This is a genomic window from Burkholderia sp. 3C, from assembly GCF_054589155.1.
Map to the genome: position 1 here is coordinate 1 of NZ_BAAILN010000028.1, position 16,642 is coordinate 16,642.

Here is a 16,642-nt window from a genome sequence, read left to right on the forward strand (position 1 = left end):
GCGATCGCGATCAGCAGCTCGATCAGCGTGAAGCCGCGCGCGCGGCGCTCAGAGCGAACGATTGGTTTCATTCGCCACCACCGTCACCATCTGCGCGAGCACGCCTTTCTCACCGGTCTTGCTGACCGACACCTCGACGCGCCGGAACACCGGGTTCGGCGTGGTCTTGACGCGCTGCGTGCAGCTCAGTTCGAGATTGCCCTGGGAGCAATCGAAGGTCTGCTCGCCGACCTCGGGCCAGGCATGCGCGAGGCGCAACTGGCCGAGCACGTCGTCGGCGCTCCAGCTTGCCAGCAGGCGGTCGTTCAGCGCGCCGGCATTGCTGGCGAGCGTGCCGACCGCGCGGATCGACGCGGCCAGCGCGATCGCGATGATGGCCAGCGCGATCAGCACCTCGATCATCGTGAAGCCGCGCGCGCGCGAGGCGCGGCGCGGTGCAGGGGTGAGCCGGGCGGACATGTTCAGCGCACCTCGTAGCGGCCGTTGCCGGTGCCGACGATCGTCGCGCTGCCGATCGCGGAATAGAGCGTGACGCGCACCGGCACGTCGATCGGTTCGGTGCCGAAGACGATCCGGTTCACTTGCGTATCGGAGCCCGGGTAATCGATGCTCGCGCCGGTCACGCCGCCATCCCAGTCGCGCGGGCGCAACAGGTCGTCGCGCAGCGTGCGCCAGCCGTCCTGGCTGCGGATGTCGAAGCGAAAGCCGTGCTCGGTGGGCTGCCAGGCGATCGGCCGGGCGCGAACCTGGGCCTCGTCGCCGGCGCTTTCGAGCAGCAGCGAGACGCGCACCGCTTCCTCGTGGAGGTCGGTGCGCGGATTGCGCCGCATGGTCAGCGTGGCCGCCGTCACGAGGATCCCCGCGATCACGAGCACGACCATCATCTCGAGCAGCGTGAAGCCGTGCATCCGCCGGGGCGGAGAACGCAGCAGGGTAGTGCCGGGGGTTCGCATGACAAACGAAGGGTAAAGGGAACGGTATCGGTCGGTCGGCCGCGCGGGCGGGACGTTACTGCCAGGACCCGATGTCGGCGTCGTTGTTCTCGCCGCCTTCCTTCGCATCGGCGCCGTAGCTGAACACGTCGATTTCGCCGTGCACGCCCGGGTTCAGGTACTTGTACGGGTTGCCCCACGGGTCGTTCGGCAGGCGTTCGAGATAGCCGCCGTCCTTCCAGTTGTTCGGCACCGGATCGGTGGTGGGCTTGGCGGTCAGCGCCTGCAGGCCCTGCTCCTGGGTCGGGTAGCGGCCGTTGTCGAGGCGATACAGCTTCAGCGCCTGCATGACGGTGCCGATGTCCTGCTTGGCGGCGACCCGGCGCGCTTCGTCCGGGCGGCTCATGATCTTCGGCACGATCAGCGCCGCGAGAATGCCGAGAATTGCGATCACGACCATGATCTCGATCAGCGTGAAACCGCGTTGGCCGTTCGGGCGACGCGCGGCTTGCGGGCGGCGATTGATCCACGTTTGCATGGGTGAAACCTCTCTTTCAAAAACAGTCAGTCAATATTGAATGGCGCTGGCAGGCACACCGCCCGCGCAGCGAAGCCGCATTGTAAGACGGCCCCTGCTTCGGGCTTTCACCCAACGCAAATTTCACATAATCGTCCGTACAATAGCCCGCATGAACGCGCTCTCGATCCGGATCCTCTCCCTCGCCCTCTTCGCGGCTTTGTGCGCGACGGCCACTTACTGGGCCATCACGCTCTCGGCGCATCAGGCCCCACTACCCGCCGCCGCCGCGCGCGCACCCTTGCGCACGGAGGACGCTGCCGCGCTGTTCGGCGGGCAGCTCACGCACAACCCGGTACAGGACATCCACCTGTTCGGCATCCTCGCGCTGCGCCAGGGCGCCGCCGCGATCATCGGCGCGGGCGGCGACCCGGCCCGCGCGATCACGCTGGGCAGCAACATCATGCAGGGCACCAAGCTCGCCGAAGTTCGCGCGCGCTCGATCGTGATCGACCGCAACGGTGCGCACACCGAAATCTTCCTGCCGGCCAACGCGCCCGGCGCCACCATCTACGTTCGCTGAGCCGCCGTTGCCCTGACGCCACTGCGGTTGCCCGCGTCAGGGCCTGCCGTTCATTCCGCAAGCGGGCCGCATCATGCGGCCCGTTTTGCTTGCTCCACCCGTTTCGCCTGCCTGCCGCCGCCTCACTGCACCATGTTGTTCAGGTCGATGATCGGCAACATCACGGCCAGCACGATCACCAGCACGATGCCGCCCATCGCCAGGATCAGCAGCGGTTCGAGCAGGCTCGTCATGAACATGGTGCGGCGTTCGAGTTCGCGCGCCTCACCTTCGGCGGCGCGGTCGAGCATGGTCGTGACGTCGCCGGTGGCCTCGCCCGAACGGATCAGGTGCACCAGCACCGGCGGGAACGTCTTGACGTGATTGAGCGCGCGCGAGAGCGAGGTGCCTTCGCGCACGCGGATGATGGCGTCCTCGATGTTGCGGCTCATCGCGCGGTTGCTCAGCGTTTCGCCCGCGGCCTGCAGCGCGCGCAGGATCGGCACGCCAGCCGCGGTCAGGATCGCCAGCGTGCTCGCGAAGCGCACCGTGTTGTAGCCGCGCACCAGCTTGCCGGCCAGCGGCGCGCCGAGCAGCCAGCGGTCGAACGCGAGGCGCGGGCCTTCGCGCGACAGCGTGGCCTTCGCGGCCCAGATCACCAGCGCCACGCCGATCAGGATCGCCCACCACCAGTTCCGCACGAACGCGGACAGCGCCATCATCACCACCGTCAGCACCGGCAACTGCTGCTTGGTGCTCGCGAACACGTTGACCACCTGCGGCACCACGTAACTGAGCAGGAACGTGACGATGCCGAGCGCGATCAGCGTGACGATGCCCGGGTAGGTGAAGGCCAGCACGATCTTCTGCTTGAGCGCGTTGCGCTGCTCGATGTAGTCGGCCAGGCGCGACAGCACGAGGCCGAGCTTGCCGGTGTGTTCGCCGGCCGCGACCAGCGCGCGGTAGATCTCGGGGAAATCGCGCGGGTGCTCCGCCAGTGCGCTGGCCAGCGAATGGCCGCCCAGCACCTCGGCGCGGATCGCCGCCATCAGTTCGCGGATGTAATCGCGCTCGGCCTGCTCGGTGAGCACGGCCAGCGCCTCGCCGAGCGGCAGCCCGGCGGTCAGCAGGCTGGCGAGCTGACGCGTGAGGATCGCCTGCTCGCGCTGCGACATCTTGCGGCCGATCGACAGGCGCTGCTTGCGCTGCCCGGCCGTGCGCCTGGCGGCCGGCTCGACCACCAGCGGCGTGAGGCCCTGGGTGCGCAACTGGCCGCGCGCGGCGCGCGCGCTGTCGGCCTCGATCACGCCTTTCTGAGGGCGGCCGCCTGCGTCGATGGCTTCGAAACGGAATGCCGGCATCGCGCTATGCGCCTCCTGTCACGCGCAGCACTTCCTCGAGCGACGTGTTGCCCTGCTCGATCCAGCGCTCGGCGTCGTCGCGCAGCGTGCGCATGCCACGGGCGCGGCCCGAGGCGAGGATCTCCGAATCGGGTGCGTTGCGGTGGACCAGCGAGCGGATGTCGTCGTCGAGCGTCAGCAGTTCGTACACGCCGCGCCGGCCCGAATAGCCCGAATGGCCGCATTTCTCGCAGCCGACCGGGTGATAGCGGATGCGGCCGTCTTCCTCGCGCGGCGCCTTGCAATGCGGGCACAGCTGGCGCACCAGCCGCTGCGCGAGCACGCCGAGCAGCGACGACGCCAGCAGATACGGCTCGACGCCCATGTCGGTCAGACGCGTGACGGCGGACGCCGCGTCGTTGGTGTGCAGCGTGGCCAGCACCAGGTGGCCCGTCAGCGAGGCCTGCACGGCGATCTGCGCGGTTTCGAGGTCGCGGATTTCGCCGATCATGATGACGTCCGGGTCCTGACGCAGGATCGAACGCAGCGCACGTGCGAAATTCATGCCGATCCGCTCGTTCACCTGCGTCTGGCCGATGCCAGACAGGTCGTATTCGATCGGATCTTCCACCGTCATGATGTTGGTGGTGGCGGTTTCGAGCCGCGACATCGCCGCGTAGAGCGTGGTGGTCTTGCCCGAGCCGGTCGGGCCTGTGACCAGCACGATGCCGTGCGGCCGCGCGATCAGCTTGTCGAACTGCCTGAGCGTATCGCCGCCCATGCCGAGCGCTTCGAGATTGAGGCGCTTCGAATCCTTTTCGAGCAAGCGCAGCACCGCGCGCTCGCCATGGCCGGTCGGCAGCGTCGACACCCGCACGTCCACCGGGCGGCCGCCCACCCGCAGCGTGATCCGGCCGTCCTGCGGCAGGCGTTTCTCGGCGATGTCGAGCTGCGCCATGATCTTGATCCGCGAGATCAGCGCGCCGTGCAGCGCCTTCTTCGGGCGCACCACGTCGCGCAGCGTGCCGTCCACGCGGAAGCGCACCACCGAGGCGTTCTCGAACGGCTCGATGTGGATGTCCGACGCCTGTTCGCGCGCGGCCTGCGTCAGCAGCGCGTTGATCATGCGGATGATCGGCGCATCGTCTTCGGATTCGAGCAGGTCCTCCACCTCGGGGATGTCCTGCATCAGGCGCGACAGATCGACCTCGCCTTCCACCTCGCCCACCACCTGTGCCGCGCTGCCGTCCTGGCGCGCGTAGGCGGTGTTGATCGCCTGGGCAAGCTCGTCGGCGGGCAGGCGGCGCGCCGTCAGCGCACCGAAATTGCGGGCAACCTCGGCCAGCGCCGCATCGGTCGTGCGATCGCTGATCCACACTTCGATCGCCTCGCCGTCCTGCTGCGCGACGAGGATCTGGCCGGCCTTCGCGAAGCCGTAGGGCAGCAGGCGCGCGGCGATCGCCGACGGGCCGGCGTCGCTCTGGGCGTCCCGGACGGCGTCGTTCACGGCTGCGCTCCCGGCTGGGTGGTCACGCCCTGGGTGGGCACCGGCTGGACCACCGGCGCGGCCACGCCCGAGGTGGGCGCGGTGGCGGCCGGCGCGCTGGCCGGATTCGCCGGATAGCCCGGGCGGCGCGTCATGCGCGACAGGTCGAACAGGTTCGCGGCCGGCGAACCGCCGTCGCTCGGGCCGATCGGCATCGGCGGCGTGACCGGATCGTCGCGATCCTTGATCAGGTTGTTGTCCGACTTGTACGCGCCCTGCACGCCCTGGATGTAGTCGTAGCGGTTCGCGGTAATCGCCTGCGTGGTGGATTGATCGCTCAGGATCACCGGGCGCAGGAACACCATCAGGTTGGTCTTCGAGCGCTGCTTGCCTTCCGAACGGAACAACTGGCCGATCCAGGGGATGTCGCCGAGCAGCGGCACCTTGTTGTTGCCGGCCTGGTAGTTATCCTGCATCAAGCCGCCGAGCACGATGATCTCGCCGTTGTCGCACAGCACGGTGGACTGGATCGAACGCTTCGTGAAGGTCGGCACGCCGATCGTGCTGGCGCTGCTCGAGGTGCTCGGCAGCACCGCAGAATCCTCGGTGTAGATCTGCAGCTTCAGGATCCCGCCTTCGGTGATCTGCGGCTTCACGTGCAGCGTCAGGCCCACGTCCTGGCGGTCGAAGGTGTTGAACGCGTTGTTGCTGTTGCCGCTCGTCAGGTTCGAGTACGAGCCGGTGGCGATCGGCACGTTCTGGCCGACCACGATCTTGGCTTCCTCGTTGTCGAGCGTGACCAGATTCGGCGTGGACAGCACGTTCGCGTCGCTCGACCCGGAGAACGCCTGCAGCAGCGCGCCGAGGCCGGTGATGCCGAACATGTTCTTGAGCCAGCCGATATTGAGGCCCGGCGTGAGCGAGGCCGCCGCCGCGGCGCCACCGCTGATGCCGCTCGCCGAGCCCGTCGCGGCCGCGGACGTCAGGCCGGTGATGGTGTTGCCGAGGCCCGACACGTTGGTGCCGAGCGAGCTGCCCGCGTACAGCGCGTTGTTCGCGACCTGCCACTGGATGCCCAGGTTGGCCGAGGTCGTGGAATTCAGTTCGACGATCAGCGCCTCGATATAGACCTGCGCGCGACGCTCGTCCAATTGGTCGATCACGGCGCGCAGGTTCCGGTAGACCGGGTCCGACGCGGTGATGATCAGCGAATTGGTGGCGGCGTCGGCCTGGATCATGCCGCCTTGCTGGTTGTCGTCGCTTTTGTCCTTGTCGCTGCTGAGGAAGCCGTCGTTCTTGCCGCTGCCGCTGCCGCCACCGCCGAAGCTGCTGCCCGAACCGGAACCGGAGCCCAGCGAGGACGAACCCGACGGCAGCGGAGCGGTGCCGGACGTGCCCGTCGAGAAGTTGCTGCCGCCACCCGAGCCGCCGCCCGAATTGAACGAATTGGCGTCATTCGTGGAGCTGGAGCTGCTGCTGTCACCCTTGCCCAGCATGCCGCGCAAGGTTTTTGCAAGTTTCACGGCGTCGGCATTGCGCAGCCGCACCACATGCATGTTGCCCGGCACGCCGCTCGGCGCGTCGAGCTGCGACACGAGCCGCTTGGCCGCGGCCAGCCGCGAGCCGTTCGAGGCGCGCAGCAGGATGGCGTTGGTACGCGGATCGGCCGTGACGCTGACCTTCAGCGTGGCATCGGTATTGCCGATCGAGCCCGGGTCGAGCAGCTTGCCGAGCTGGCTGGCCACGTCGATCGCGTTGGCGTTGCGCAGCGGCATCACCACGACCTGGTTGCCGGCCGCGCCGTCCACGCCCGCGATGATCTGGGCAATACGGCGCACGTTGTCGGCGTAATCGGTGACGACCAGCGTGTTGTTGGCCGGATACGCCGTCACGGTATTGTTCGGCGAGATCAGCGGGCGCAGCACCGGCAGCAGGTTGTTGGCCGATTCGTTATGCAGTTCGAACACCTGCGTGACGATCTGGTCGCCGGTGGCGCGCGGCGTATTGCCGATATAGGTGGGCACGCCCTGCAGCTTGGCGTCGGCTTCCGGCACGACCTTCAGGACGCCGTGGTCCTGCAGCAGCGAGAAACCCTGCATGCGCAACGCCGATTGCAGCGTCTTGAGCGCCTGATCCTCGGGCACCGATCGTTCGGAGATGAGGTTCAACTGCCCCTTCACACGCGGGTCGACGATGATCGTCTTGCCGGTGGCCGCGCCGATGGCCTTGGCCACCTGATCGATATCGGCATTGACGAAATTGAGCGTGACCTGGGCGTGCGCGACCGTGATCTGGGACGCGACGATTCCGGCGACGACGAGCGCTTTTGCAGCGCGCCGCATAGCAAAACGAGTGGTTGTCATGAGGTGGGTAGTCGATGCCGGGTAAGGCCGTATCAGACGGTAGAGCGTGATTGCGGAAAACAAAAAACGGACATTATCAGCTTTTCGTGTCCGAAATATCACATTGGTCCGAGAGACCTCTCGCTTTTTTCAGCCAGATCATCCCGGCTGCTGCGGGTCGTATTTCTTTCGGCAAGTTTTCGCAAGAATTCCAAATAAAAGGCCCTGGAAAAAACCGTGTTCGCTGCCCGCAACACCCGCTGCGGACGGTGGCGGGATGCGCCAGGGCACCGGTATGATACGGGCGGCGCAGCGCCTGCGCCCGCTTTCCGCGTTGGGGGTTTTCCCGCCCCGATTTCCCGTTTTTTCAGCTATTTGAAGGCTTCCTAATGCAAATTAGGTGTTTTCTCTTCGTGTCGTGGCTTGCCGCAGCCGGCTTCAGCGCTCCCGCGCATGCCGACTGTTATGACGAGGCCGCCAAGTATCAGAAGGTCAATCCGCTGATCCTTCGCGCCATCGCGTGGCAGGAATCCCACAACACACCCGACGCGATCAACCGGAATGCGAACGGTTCGACCGATTACGGGATCATGCAGATCAACTCGATCCATCTGTCGCGGCTATCCCAATACGGGATCACCAAGGACACGCTGATGCAGCCGTGCAAGAACGTCTACATCGCGGCGTGGCACCTGCGCCAGAAGATGAACAAGTTCGGCAACACCTGGGCCGCGGTAGGTGCTTACCACTCCGAAACGCCGTCGTTGCGCGATAAATACGCTCGGCAGATCGCGGCGATCCTGGCCAAATGGCGTCTGCTGCCGACGGCGAACGAGCCGCACTGAGGGCGAGCGGTGCGGTACGGCCACAGTGCGAACGCACCGCCGAGCCGCCGTCTGCCGGTAGCCCCCCACCGATTTCGCCTGCCGTATTCCTCGTTTCATCCGCTTCGTTCAGCCCGTTTCTTTCTGCCGCTTCCTCTCCCGCTTCTTCTGCCGATGCTCCCCAGCCAGCCCGGCGTCCCCGCCCGCCCGCGCGTTTGATGCACAATGCGGCTTTCATGCCGCCACGCCTGCGCGCGCTCGGCTGCTTTCGTCTTTTTCCGGGGTATCCATCGCCATGAACTCGCCGTTGCCCGTTACCGTGCTGTCCGGCTTTCTCGGCGCCGGCAAGACCACGCTGCTGAACCACGTGCTCGCCAACCGCGACGGCCTGCGCGTTGCCGTGATCGTCAACGACCTGGCCGACGTCAATATCGACGGCGCGCTCGTCGACGACAAGGCGGCGTTGTCGCACGTGGAGGAACGGCTGGTCGAGATGTCGAACGGCTGCATCTGCTGCACGCTGCGCGACGACCTGCTGGTGGAAATCCGCCGGCTGGCCGCCGAGGGCCGTTTCGACGCGATCCTGGTCGAATCGACCGGCGTGGCCGAACCGATGCCGATCGCCGAAACCTTCACGTTCGTCGACGACGACGGCGATTCGCTCGAACATGTCGCGCGGCTCGACACGATGGTGACGGTGGTCGACGCGTTCAATTTCCTGCGCGATTACGGTTCCGACCAAGGCCTCGCCGATCGCGGCCTGGCCACTGCCGGCGACGACGATCGCCAACTGGTCGAACTGCTGATCGAGCAGATCGAATTCTGCGATGTGCTGGTGATCAACAAGGCCGACCTGGTGGAAGCGGATCAACTGGCGCAGTTGCAACGGATTCTCGCCCGCCTCAATCCGCGTGCGCATCAGGTGGTGAGCCGCTTCGGCGTCGTGCCGGTGTCCGAGGTGATCGGCACCGGGCGCTTCGATTTCGAGGCCGCCGCGAACGCGCCGGGCTGGCTCACCTCGCTCGAACATCGCCACGACGGCGATTGCAGCGACGCCTGCGACGGCGCCCATGCGCATGGCACGCCCGACGAATTCGGCATCGGTCATTTTGTGTATCGCGCGCGCCGGCCGTTTCATCCGCAGCGTTTCTGGACGCTGCTGCACGACGAGTGGAAGGGAGTGCTGCGCAGCAAGGGCTTCTTCTGGCTGGCGACGCGTCATGATGTCGGCGGCTCGCTGTCGCAGGCCGGCGGCGTGTGCCGTCATGGGCCGGCGGGGCTCTGGTGGGCCGCGCAGGATCGCAGCGAATGGCCGGACGACGATCCGTCGCTGCTCGACGAAATCGCCGCCGATTGGCATGGCGATCCGGACGACACGACGATCGGCGACCGCCGCCAGGAACTGGTGCTGATCGGCGTGGGCCTCGATACGAACGCGTGGCGTGCGAAATTCGACGCCTGCCTGCTCGACGAAACTGAATTCGCGGCCGGCCCCGATGCCTGGCACGCGCTGCCCGATCCGTTCCCTGCGTGGGACATCGAGGAGCACGATCATGACGATGATCATGATCACGACGGTGAAATCGTCCATCGTCACTGAACGCGATGCGTCGCCGCGCCCAGGGCCGTGATGCCGGGGACGAAAAAAAACCCGCCGGGAAGGCGGGTTTTTCCGTTAACAAACGCAGAACTTAGCGCTTGTTCACTGCATCCTTGAATGCCTTGCCAGCCGTGAACTTGACGGTCTTGGCAGCCGGAATCTTGATGGTTTCGCCCGTCTTCGGGTTGCGGCCGGTACGTGCTGCACGCTTACCCGAGCCGAAGCTGCCGAAGCCGATCAACTGAACCGCGTCGCCTTTCGACACGGCCTTCTTGATCACTTCGAGGAGCGTGTCCAGCGTTTCGCCGGTTTGTGCCTTGCTGGCGCCCGTCTGTGCGGCGACGGCGTCGATCAGTTCCTGTTTGTTCATTAAGGTTCCTTTCTCAGGTTAGGTTGACACGAACAGCGCAGACGCGCCGATTATAAGTGCGCCCACCGTAGCATCGCAGTTCGCGGCGACGGCAGGGCGCAGTCGGACTGCGCCGCGCCTCGTAACAGCGAAGGCGCCTGAGGCGCTTCCGCTTTACGGCGCTTGCTATGATAGCGCAGCGCAAACCCAATAACGACAAGGGTTTCAAAGATTTTCATCCGGATTTTGCCGGATTCCAGCGCCGTTGCCCGCATTTTTGCAGCGCACCGCCCGGCCTTGTCAAGCGTGCGAACCCAGCCTTGCGCAATGACGTTGGTTTTTGCCAACGCCAAGCGGGGCGGGGCTTCCACGGCGATGCCGGCCCATTTCGATTGTTTCGCATGACCGACCGACTGATCCCTGCCACGCTTCAGCGCCTTGAAAACGGCACGCTCGTTTCATCGTTTCACGGCGAGTTGCAGCCTGCCGCGGCCGATGCGCACCCTGCGCCAGCGCAAGCCGGCAGCGGCTTGCTGCACGGCAACGGGCTGCCCGAACGCTGGCGCGGCCGGCGCAGCTTCACGATCGTCGAAACCGGCTTCGGCGCCGGATTGCAGTTCCTCTCCACCTGGTCCGCCTGGCGTGCCGATCCGGCGCGCGGCGAACGTCTGCACTACGTAGCAATCGAGTCGCACCCGTTTTCACGCGAGGATCTGCATCGAGCTGCCAAATATCTGGTTGCGAGCGCAACCAACAGGGAAGCGGGTGTCGAATGCTTGATCGATACGCTCGTCGATACGTGGCCAATGCTCACCCCGGGCCTGCATCGGCTCGAACTCGATGCCGGGCGTGTGATCTTGACGCTCGCGTTCGGCGACACCGAGGCGATGCTGTCGTCGCTCGTGTTGCGCGCCGATGCGTTCCATGTCAATACCTTCGCAGTCCGGAACAATCGGAATGCAAGCGCGGCCATGACGTGTCGCGCGCTCGCCAAACTGGCCGATGAGAACGCAACGTTCACCGTCGATACGATCGACGATGAAATGCGAAAGGCCCTGCAAAATGCGGGCTTTTCGTGTCGCGAGGAAGCCTGCGCGGGCACCTTCGCGCCACGCTGGAAGGTACGTCGTCACGAGCCACCGCGCGCGCATGACGCAAGCACCCGCGACGCAATCGTGATCGGCGCGGGGCTGGCCGGCAGCGCGCTCGCCGAACGTCTTGCCGCACGCGGCTGGCACGTCACGCTGATCGAGCGCCATGATGCTGTCGCATGCGAAGCCTCGGGCAATCCGGCCGGCGTGTTTCATCCGCTCGTCGCGATCGACGACAACTTCGGCGCACGGCTGTCGCGCGCCGGTTATCTGTATGCGCTGTCGCGCTGGCGCGCGTTCGAGGCGGCCGGTCACGACTTCTCGCGCAGTGCAAACGGCTTGCTGCAACTGGCCTGCGACGATGACGAATTCGTTCGCATGCAGGCCGCGGCCGACGCGCTCGACATGCCGGAAACACTGGCCGTCTTGCTCACGCGTGAGCAAGCAGCCGAGCGCCTGCGCACCGATGTTGCTCATGGCGGATGGTTCTTTCCGCACGGCGGCTCGCTCGATCCGGCGGCACTTGCGCGTGCCGCATGCGCGATGGCCGGCGAGCGGCTGACGCGCCTGCACGGTGTGGACGTCGCGCAGCTCGTGCCCCGCGACGGCGCCGGATGGCGCGCCATCGATGCGTCGGGCGCAACGCTGGCCGAGGCATCCGTGGCCATCGTCGCCAACGCGGCCGATGCGCCCCGCGTCGCGCGCTTGCATCATGCCCCGGTGCAGATCGTGCGCGGCCAGTTGAGCCTGCTGCCGGCCGGCGTCGCCCCTGACGTTGCGCTGCCCGTGATCGGCGACGGCTACCTGATCCCGTTCGCCGACGGCACCGCGCTGACCGGCGCGACCTACGATCCCGACGACACGGACCCAGCCTTGCGCGCCGGCGATCATCGAGACAATCTCGCGCGGCTCGCGGCACTGCTGCCATGCAGCCACGTCGATATCGATGTCATTGCAGATCCGGCCGCGCTGGCGGGCCGCGTCGCGTTCCGCTGCGTGGCGAGCGATCGTCTGCCGATGGCCGGCGAGCTTGGCGACGAGCCCGAAGCGGCAGCCCAAGCCGCCTTGCTGTCGGGCGCGCAGGCACGCGATGTGCCACGCGCGGCAGGCCTCTATGGCGCGTTCGGCTTCGGCTCGCGCGGTTTCATCTGGGCCGCGCTCTGCGCAGAATTGATCGCCTCGCAGCTCGACGGCGAACCCTGGCCGATCGAACGCGAACTGGCCGAAGCCGTCGACCCCGCACGCTTCCTGCTCCGCGCCCTGCGCCAGGGCCGCGCCGGCTGAGATCCGCACCTTCCGGCCGCGCCAATGGTGCGGCACGCCGGCTTTCCGGCTTCACCCATTCCCGGTTGCCACAGCCCGATCCGGCACAGCCGCCCAGAAAACGGCGCCTGTGCGCGGCAGCTTATCCACCGGCATCTGTGGATAAGCGCGCGATTTCCCCGTGAGTTCCCTGTGTAACCACAGTGGACGTAAACGGGGTAACTTGGGTTCGCCGCACAGCACAGCAAAAGTTGTTCTGTGAATTGCTGTGCGAGCGCACAGGCTGTGCGGGGTTTTTGAGTTTGGCAAGCTTATGAATCTGTGAGGTTTACCGGGGTTATCCACAGAAAATCGATGCCCTTGTTAACTACTACTACGTATACATACAAGTAAACCTGTGGTTATAAACCCATGGCATCTACCGAGCGGCCAGGCTTCGGATAAATCCGATCCGGTGCGAAATAGATGTGGCACAATCGGACACCACTGCGCCGCACCGGAATGCCACCGGCGCGGCACATCAGGAACAGTTCTAGCGAATCGGAATCTGAGGATGAGATCGCGCTGTTTCCATCACGCCAGGCCGGCAGTCAGATCGGCCATCTCCCGAGCAGCGTCCTCATGCGTCGCGATTCGGGAAATCCCGTGTCATGACGCCCTGATCCAGACCAACAACAACGGGGCAACCAGCCAAGCCAGCGCGCCATTTCGTTCGATACGCTCGACCCAGCGTCGCAGCCGGTTGCCTTCGCATAGGAGAATTCACCTCGATGAAGTCGGCATTCTCGTTTCTACCGAATTGGCCGTTTGTTCCCGATGCCGTGTTCTGGGCCGGGATCGCGCTGTTCGCGGCAGGCCTCTGTGGCGAACTCTGTTACCGCGCGTGGCGCCTGCCGCGCGTCACCGGCTACGCCGTCATCGGGCTGATCGCCGGGTCGGCCGGGTTCGGCGCGATCGACGCCAGCACCAGCAATACCGCGCGCCTGCTGATCAACGTCGCGCTCGGGCTGCTGCTGTTCGAACTCGGCAGCCGGCTCGACCTGCGCTGGATTCGCCGCAACCCCTGGCTGATCGCCACCAGCGTGGCCGAAGCCACGCTGACCTTCGCGCTGGTGCTGACCGTGCTGTTGGTGCTCAACGTGCCGGCCATGGTGTCGATCGTGCTGGCCGCCATCGCGGTGGCCACCTCGCCGGCGATGGCGATCCAGCTCAAGACCGAACTGCGCGCGGAAGGGCAGGTGTCGCAACGCCTGCTCACGCTCACGGCGCTCAACAGCGTGTATTCGGTGGTCCTGACGAAATTGCTGACGAGCTGGTTGCACCAGGAGGAATTCGGCAACGTGTTCGCGACGATCCTGCAGCCGCTGTATCTGATCGCCGGTTCGATGATCCTCGCGTACCTGCTCGCACGCGCCTGCAATTACCTGTTCCGTCACATCGCGCCGGTCATGCGTGACGAGCATTCGTTCGTCGCGCTGTTCGGCCTGGTGGTATTGGCGATCGCGGTCGCGCAGGCGCTCAAGTTGTCGACCGTATTGACCTTGCTGCTGGCCGGCATCGTCGTGAAGAATCTCGAGGTGCGTCCGCAACTCTGGCCCGAGCATTTCGGCACGGCCGGCTGGCTGCTGACCGTCATTCTGTTCGTGCTGACGCTGACTTCGTTCACCTGGCACGACCTCGCCACGGGCGGGTTGATCGCGCTGGTGCTGATCGCCACGCGCCTGGTCGCCAAGCTGATCGGCGTGGTGGCGTTCGCCAAGAAGAGCGGCATCAACGTGAAGCAGGGCGTGGCGCTCGGCCTGTCGCTGGCGCCGATGTCGGCGCTGGCCTACTTGCTGGTGGACGACACCTATCAGTCTTATCCGAACTTCGATCCGCACCTGCGCGCGGTCGTCATGTGTTCGATCGTGCTGCTGCAGCTCGTCGGTCCGGCCTTCGTCTATCGCAGCCTGTCGGCGGTGGGCGAACGGCGCGACGACAACTGATCGGCGCCGCCGCGGCCACGATCGCGGCGGCACCCAACCCGTTATCCGGAATTTGCCATGGCACTCGAAACCTTCAACAATTCCGAGCCGTTCACGTTCGGCGTCGAGCTGGAAATCCAGATCGTCAACACGCACAACTACGACCTGACCAAAGCGGCGTCGGACCTGATGCGGCTGATCGAAAACGAGCCGCATCCCGGCAACATCACGCCGGAAATCACCGAAAGCATGATCGAGCTGTCGACCGGCATCTGCCATTCGCACGAGCAGGCGCTCGGCGAATTGCGCACGATTCGCGACGTGCTCGTGAAGGCGGCCGACCAGCTCAACGTGGGTCTCGCCGGCGGCGGCACGCACGCGTTCCAGCAATGGAGCGACCGGCAGATCTACGACGCGCCGCGCTTCCAGTATCTGTCCGAGTTGTACGGCTATCTGGCCAAGCAGTTCACGGTGTTCGGCCAGCACGTGCACATCGGTTGCCCCGATGCCGACAGCGCGTTGTTCCTGCTGCATTCGATGTCGCGCTATATCCCGCATTTCATCGCGCTGTCGGCGTCGTCGCCGTACGTGCAGAACGTGGATACCGGATTTCATTCAGCACGCCTGAATTCGGTGTTCGCGTTTCCGATGTCGGGCCGCGCGCCGTACACGCTGACTTGGGATGGCTTCGAGGAGTACTTCTCGAAGATGGTCAACACCGGCGTGGTCAACAGCATGAAGGACTTCTACTGGGATATCCGCCCGAAGCCGGGCTTCGGCACGATCGAGGTTCGCGTGATGGATACGCCGCTGTCGGTCGATCGCGCCGCGGCGATCGCCTGTTACATCCAGACGCTGGCGCGCTACCTGTTGCTCGACAAGCCGCTGAAGCTGTCCGAAGACGATTACCTGGTCTACACGTTCAACCGATTCGAGGCCTGCCGCTTCGGTCTGGACGGCACCTGCGTGAATCCGCAAACGGGCGAGCGCCGCACCATCGCCGAAGACATCCTCGATACGCTCGACCGTCTCGCACCGCATGCGGCCGCGCTCGGCTCGCGTGCCGCGCTCGACGAAATCGGCGCGCAGGCGAAGGCGCGTGTAAATGACGCATCGTGGTTGCGCACCGTGTTCAAGCAGGAAAAGTCGCTTAACGAGACAGTTCGTCAGCAATGTTTGCGCTGGCGCGAGTGAAAAAGACTATTTCCGCCGCCGGTATCTGCGGCAGAAAGTCCGACCGGCTTTCGGGCCGGTCGAACAAATGTAGTAGTCTGAAGTAATTCTCATCGGGCGCTTGTGGATAACCGGCGCTTTCCCAGCAAACTCAAGGCTCTGCGCGTCTCGCGCACGATCGCGTCTTCCCCCGCCGGCACACCGTTGTTTGTCGATTGAAAGCGGCCGCCCGACGTGCACATGAGAGTCGTTCTTAATGGCACAGCGAAACGCTTCGGTTATCCAGGTTTTATCCACAGACTTATTTGGATAACTTAGCTGTGCGATTTTCTGCTCTCGCATAGAATGTCGGCTTTGCGAACGACAGTGCCGGATAGCATCGCGTTCGCAGGCCGGTTCATGGCGTATCAGTCATGGTGAACGGGCATCGGTGCGCCGTTCCGGACACTGCATCTCGATTCTCGATGGCAGGCTGGACACGGATCTCCCCACAAAGGCCGTCGGTTCGAACCGAGGCCGGCAACAGCGAAAAGACTATGAGCGAAGGTGTTTACGGGAACGAGGCAGCGGGTCGTGTGACCCACAGCCTGTTGCGATTGAGTACGGCCATGCGAAGCGAAGCATGGAATTGGGCGGAAGGCGCCGGTCTGACGCCGACGCAAGGTGAAATCCTGGTGCTGTTGCTGCAGCGCAAGGGCCCGATGCGTCTCGGCGAGATCGCCCGGGAAACCCAGTTGACCGCGGCTACCACCAGCGATGCGGTCAGCACGCTCGAAACCAAGGGTCTCGTGGAAAAGCGCCGTGCGCTCGACGATGGCCGCGCACTCGCCGTTCGCCTCAGCGCTCGCGGCCGCACCGCGGCCAAGAAGGCGCTGCAATGGCCCGATTTCCTGTCGAAGGCCGTGGGCGTGCTCGGCGGCGACGAGCAAGGCGCGCTGTACCGCGCGCTGCTGAAGGTCATGCGCGAGCTGCAGGTGGCCGGCCAGGCGCCGCAACACCGCATGTGCGTGACCTGCAAGCATTTTCAGCCGGGTAAAACCGGCCGCAAGGCATCGTACCGTTGCTCGCTGCTCGACCTGACGATGGCCGACAGCGATCTGCGCCTCGACTGCACCGTGCATGAAGAAGCGGACGCACTGACGCAGAAGAAAACCTGGAAGATATTCGCGCAGCTGTAAAAAGGCGCCGCGCGTGGCGCG

16 protein-coding genes are annotated in these 16,642 nt (G+C 65.2%); 7 read left to right on the forward strand and 9 right to left on the reverse strand.

Features of this window, described 5'->3' with window-relative positions; translation table 11 throughout:
- The 4 genes from ACYP33_RS03785 to gspG form a co-directional block, all read right to left on the reverse strand.
- The coding region (locus ACYP33_RS03785) for a prepilin-type N-terminal cleavage/methylation domain-containing protein (RefSeq protein ID WP_459619852.1) at positions 1–71 on the reverse strand (71 nt) is incomplete at its 3' end.
- Positions 49–459: a type II secretion system minor pseudopilin GspI gene (gspI, locus tag ACYP33_RS03790; protein ID WP_414443494.1), complete on the reverse strand. Its 411-nt coding sequence runs from the start codon at positions 457–459 to the stop codon at positions 49–51. The genes gspI and ACYP33_RS03785, both read right to left, overlap by 23 nt.
- Positions 460–461: 2 nt before the next feature.
- Complete coding sequence (locus tag ACYP33_RS03795) at positions 462–953, reverse strand: GspH/FimT family pseudopilin (protein ID WP_459619798.1); 492 nt, start codon at positions 951–953, stop codon at positions 462–464.
- Positions 954–1,008: 55 nt separating this feature from the next.
- The gene (gspG, locus tag ACYP33_RS03800; RefSeq protein ID WP_459619800.1) at positions 1,009–1,470 is read right to left on the reverse strand and encodes a type II secretion system major pseudopilin GspG; all 462 of its coding nucleotides are present in this window, start codon (positions 1,468–1,470) and stop codon (positions 1,009–1,011) included.
- A gap of 151 nt (positions 1,471–1,621) precedes the next feature.
- Between gspG and ACYP33_RS03805 the strand changes: the two genes are divergently transcribed.
- Entirely contained in the window at positions 1,622–2,032 is a 411-nt protein-coding gene (locus ACYP33_RS03805; protein ID WP_459619802.1) for a hypothetical protein, read from the forward strand.
- 122 nt (positions 2,033–2,154) lie between these two features.
- Here the strand turns inward: ACYP33_RS03805 and gspF are convergent, their stop codons facing one another.
- The 3 genes from gspF to gspD are packed head-to-tail and all read right to left on the reverse strand — an operon-like array spanning position 2,155 to position 7,200.
- Positions 2,155–3,372, reverse strand: coding sequence for a type II secretion system inner membrane protein GspF (gene gspF / locus ACYP33_RS03810; RefSeq protein ID WP_414450641.1), 1,218 nt, complete (start codon positions 3,370–3,372; stop codon positions 2,155–2,157).
- Between the two features lie 4 nt (positions 3,373–3,376).
- Positions 3,377–4,858 (reverse strand): type II secretion system ATPase GspE, encoded by a 1,482-nt coding sequence (gene gspE, locus ACYP33_RS03815; protein WP_414443499.1) that lies wholly within the window; start codon positions 4,856–4,858, stop codon positions 3,377–3,379.
- Complete coding sequence (gene gspD / locus ACYP33_RS03820; RefSeq protein WP_459619804.1) at positions 4,855–7,200, reverse strand: type II secretion system secretin GspD; 2,346 nt, start codon at positions 7,198–7,200, stop codon at positions 4,855–4,857. The genes gspE and gspD overlap by 4 nt, the downstream gene beginning before the upstream one ends.
- Positions 7,201–7,568: 368 nt before the next feature.
- Here gspD and ACYP33_RS03825 point away from each other — a divergent pair, with 368 nt between their 5' ends.
- Positions 7,569–8,024, forward strand: a complete 456-nt coding sequence (locus tag ACYP33_RS03825; RefSeq protein WP_414443501.1) for a lytic transglycosylase domain-containing protein — start codon at positions 7,569–7,571, stop codon at positions 8,022–8,024.
- 274 nt (positions 8,025–8,298) lie between these two features.
- Positions 8,299–9,603: a GTP-binding protein gene (locus ACYP33_RS03830; protein ID WP_459619807.1), complete on the forward strand. Its 1,305-nt coding sequence runs from the start codon at positions 8,299–8,301 to the stop codon at positions 9,601–9,603.
- Positions 9,604–9,694: 91 nt separating this feature from the next.
- On the opposite strand, the gene ACYP33_RS03835 is transcribed toward ACYP33_RS03830, so the two are convergent.
- Complete coding sequence (locus ACYP33_RS03835) at positions 9,695–9,973, reverse strand: HU family DNA-binding protein (RefSeq protein ID WP_006401505.1); 279 nt, start codon at positions 9,971–9,973, stop codon at positions 9,695–9,697.
- Positions 9,974–10,023: 50 nt separating this feature from the next.
- A complete protein-coding gene (locus ACYP33_RS03840; protein ID WP_414450638.1) occupies positions 10,024–10,323 on the reverse strand; it encodes a hypothetical protein in 300 nt (99 codons plus the stop codon).
- 30 nt (positions 10,324–10,353) lie between these two features.
- Here ACYP33_RS03840 and mnmC point away from each other — a divergent pair, with 30 nt between their 5' ends.
- The 4 genes from mnmC to ACYP33_RS03860 all read left to right on the forward strand — a co-directional run bounded on the left by mnmC (position 10,354) and on the right by ACYP33_RS03860 (position 16,621).
- A complete protein-coding gene (gene mnmC, locus ACYP33_RS03845; RefSeq protein WP_459619810.1) occupies positions 10,354–12,327 on the forward strand; it encodes a bifunctional tRNA (5-methylaminomethyl-2-thiouridine)(34)-methyltransferase MnmD/FAD-dependent 5-carboxymethylaminomethyl-2-thiouridine(34) oxidoreductase MnmC in 1,974 nt (657 codons plus the stop codon).
- 749 nt (positions 12,328–13,076) lie between these two features.
- Positions 13,077–14,291, forward strand: coding sequence for a cation:proton antiporter (locus ACYP33_RS03850; protein ID WP_414450636.1), 1,215 nt, complete (start codon positions 13,077–13,079; stop codon positions 14,289–14,291).
- Between the two features lie 57 nt (positions 14,292–14,348).
- Complete coding sequence (locus tag ACYP33_RS03855) at positions 14,349–15,464, forward strand: YbdK family carboxylate-amine ligase (RefSeq protein WP_414443505.1); 1,116 nt, start codon at positions 14,349–14,351, stop codon at positions 15,462–15,464.
- A gap of 515 nt (positions 15,465–15,979) precedes the next feature.
- On the forward strand, positions 15,980–16,621 hold the full coding sequence (locus tag ACYP33_RS03860) for a MarR family winged helix-turn-helix transcriptional regulator (RefSeq protein ID WP_414450635.1): 642 nt from the start codon (positions 15,980–15,982) through the stop codon (positions 16,619–16,621).
- The last annotated feature ends 21 nt before the right edge of the window (positions 16,622–16,642 follow it).

Excerpts from the sequence above, each read along its gene's own strand:
- ACYP33_RS03835 (WP_006401505.1), bottom strand. The coding sequence starts at position 9,973 with ATGAACAAACAGGAACTGATCGACGCCGTCGCCGCACAGACGGGCGCC.
- gspI (WP_414443494.1), bottom strand. The coding sequence starts at position 459 with ATGTCCGCCCGGCTCACCCCTGCACCGCGCCGCGCCTCGCGCGCGCGC.
- ACYP33_RS03830 (WP_459619807.1), top strand. The coding sequence starts at position 8,299 with ATGAACTCGCCGTTGCCCGTTACCGTGCTGTCCGGCTTTCTCGGCGCC.
- ACYP33_RS03855 (WP_414443505.1), top strand. The coding sequence starts at position 14,349 with ATGGCACTCGAAACCTTCAACAATTCCGAGCCGTTCACGTTCGGCGTC.
- gspF (WP_414450641.1), bottom strand. The coding sequence starts at position 3,372 with ATGCCGGCATTCCGTTTCGAAGCCATCGACGCAGGCGGCCGCCCTCAG.
- gspG (WP_459619800.1), bottom strand. The coding sequence starts at position 1,470 with ATGCAAACGTGGATCAATCGCCGCCCGCAAGCCGCGCGTCGCCCGAAC.
- ACYP33_RS03805 (WP_459619802.1), top strand. The coding sequence starts at position 1,622 with ATGAACGCGCTCTCGATCCGGATCCTCTCCCTCGCCCTCTTCGCGGCT.
- ACYP33_RS03825 (WP_414443501.1), top strand. The coding sequence starts at position 7,569 with ATGCAAATTAGGTGTTTTCTCTTCGTGTCGTGGCTTGCCGCAGCCGGC.
- gspD (WP_459619804.1), bottom strand. The coding sequence starts at position 7,200 with ATGACAACCACTCGTTTTGCTATGCGGCGCGCTGCAAAAGCGCTCGTC.
- ACYP33_RS03860 (WP_414450635.1), top strand. The coding sequence starts at position 15,980 with ATGAGCGAAGGTGTTTACGGGAACGAGGCAGCGGGTCGTGTGACCCAC.
- mnmC (WP_459619810.1), top strand. The coding sequence starts at position 10,354 with ATGACCGACCGACTGATCCCTGCCACGCTTCAGCGCCTTGAAAACGGC.
- ACYP33_RS03850 (WP_414450636.1), top strand. The coding sequence starts at position 13,077 with ATGAAGTCGGCATTCTCGTTTCTACCGAATTGGCCGTTTGTTCCCGAT.
- ACYP33_RS03795 (WP_459619798.1), bottom strand. The coding sequence starts at position 953 with ATGCGAACCCCCGGCACTACCCTGCTGCGTTCTCCGCCCCGGCGGATG.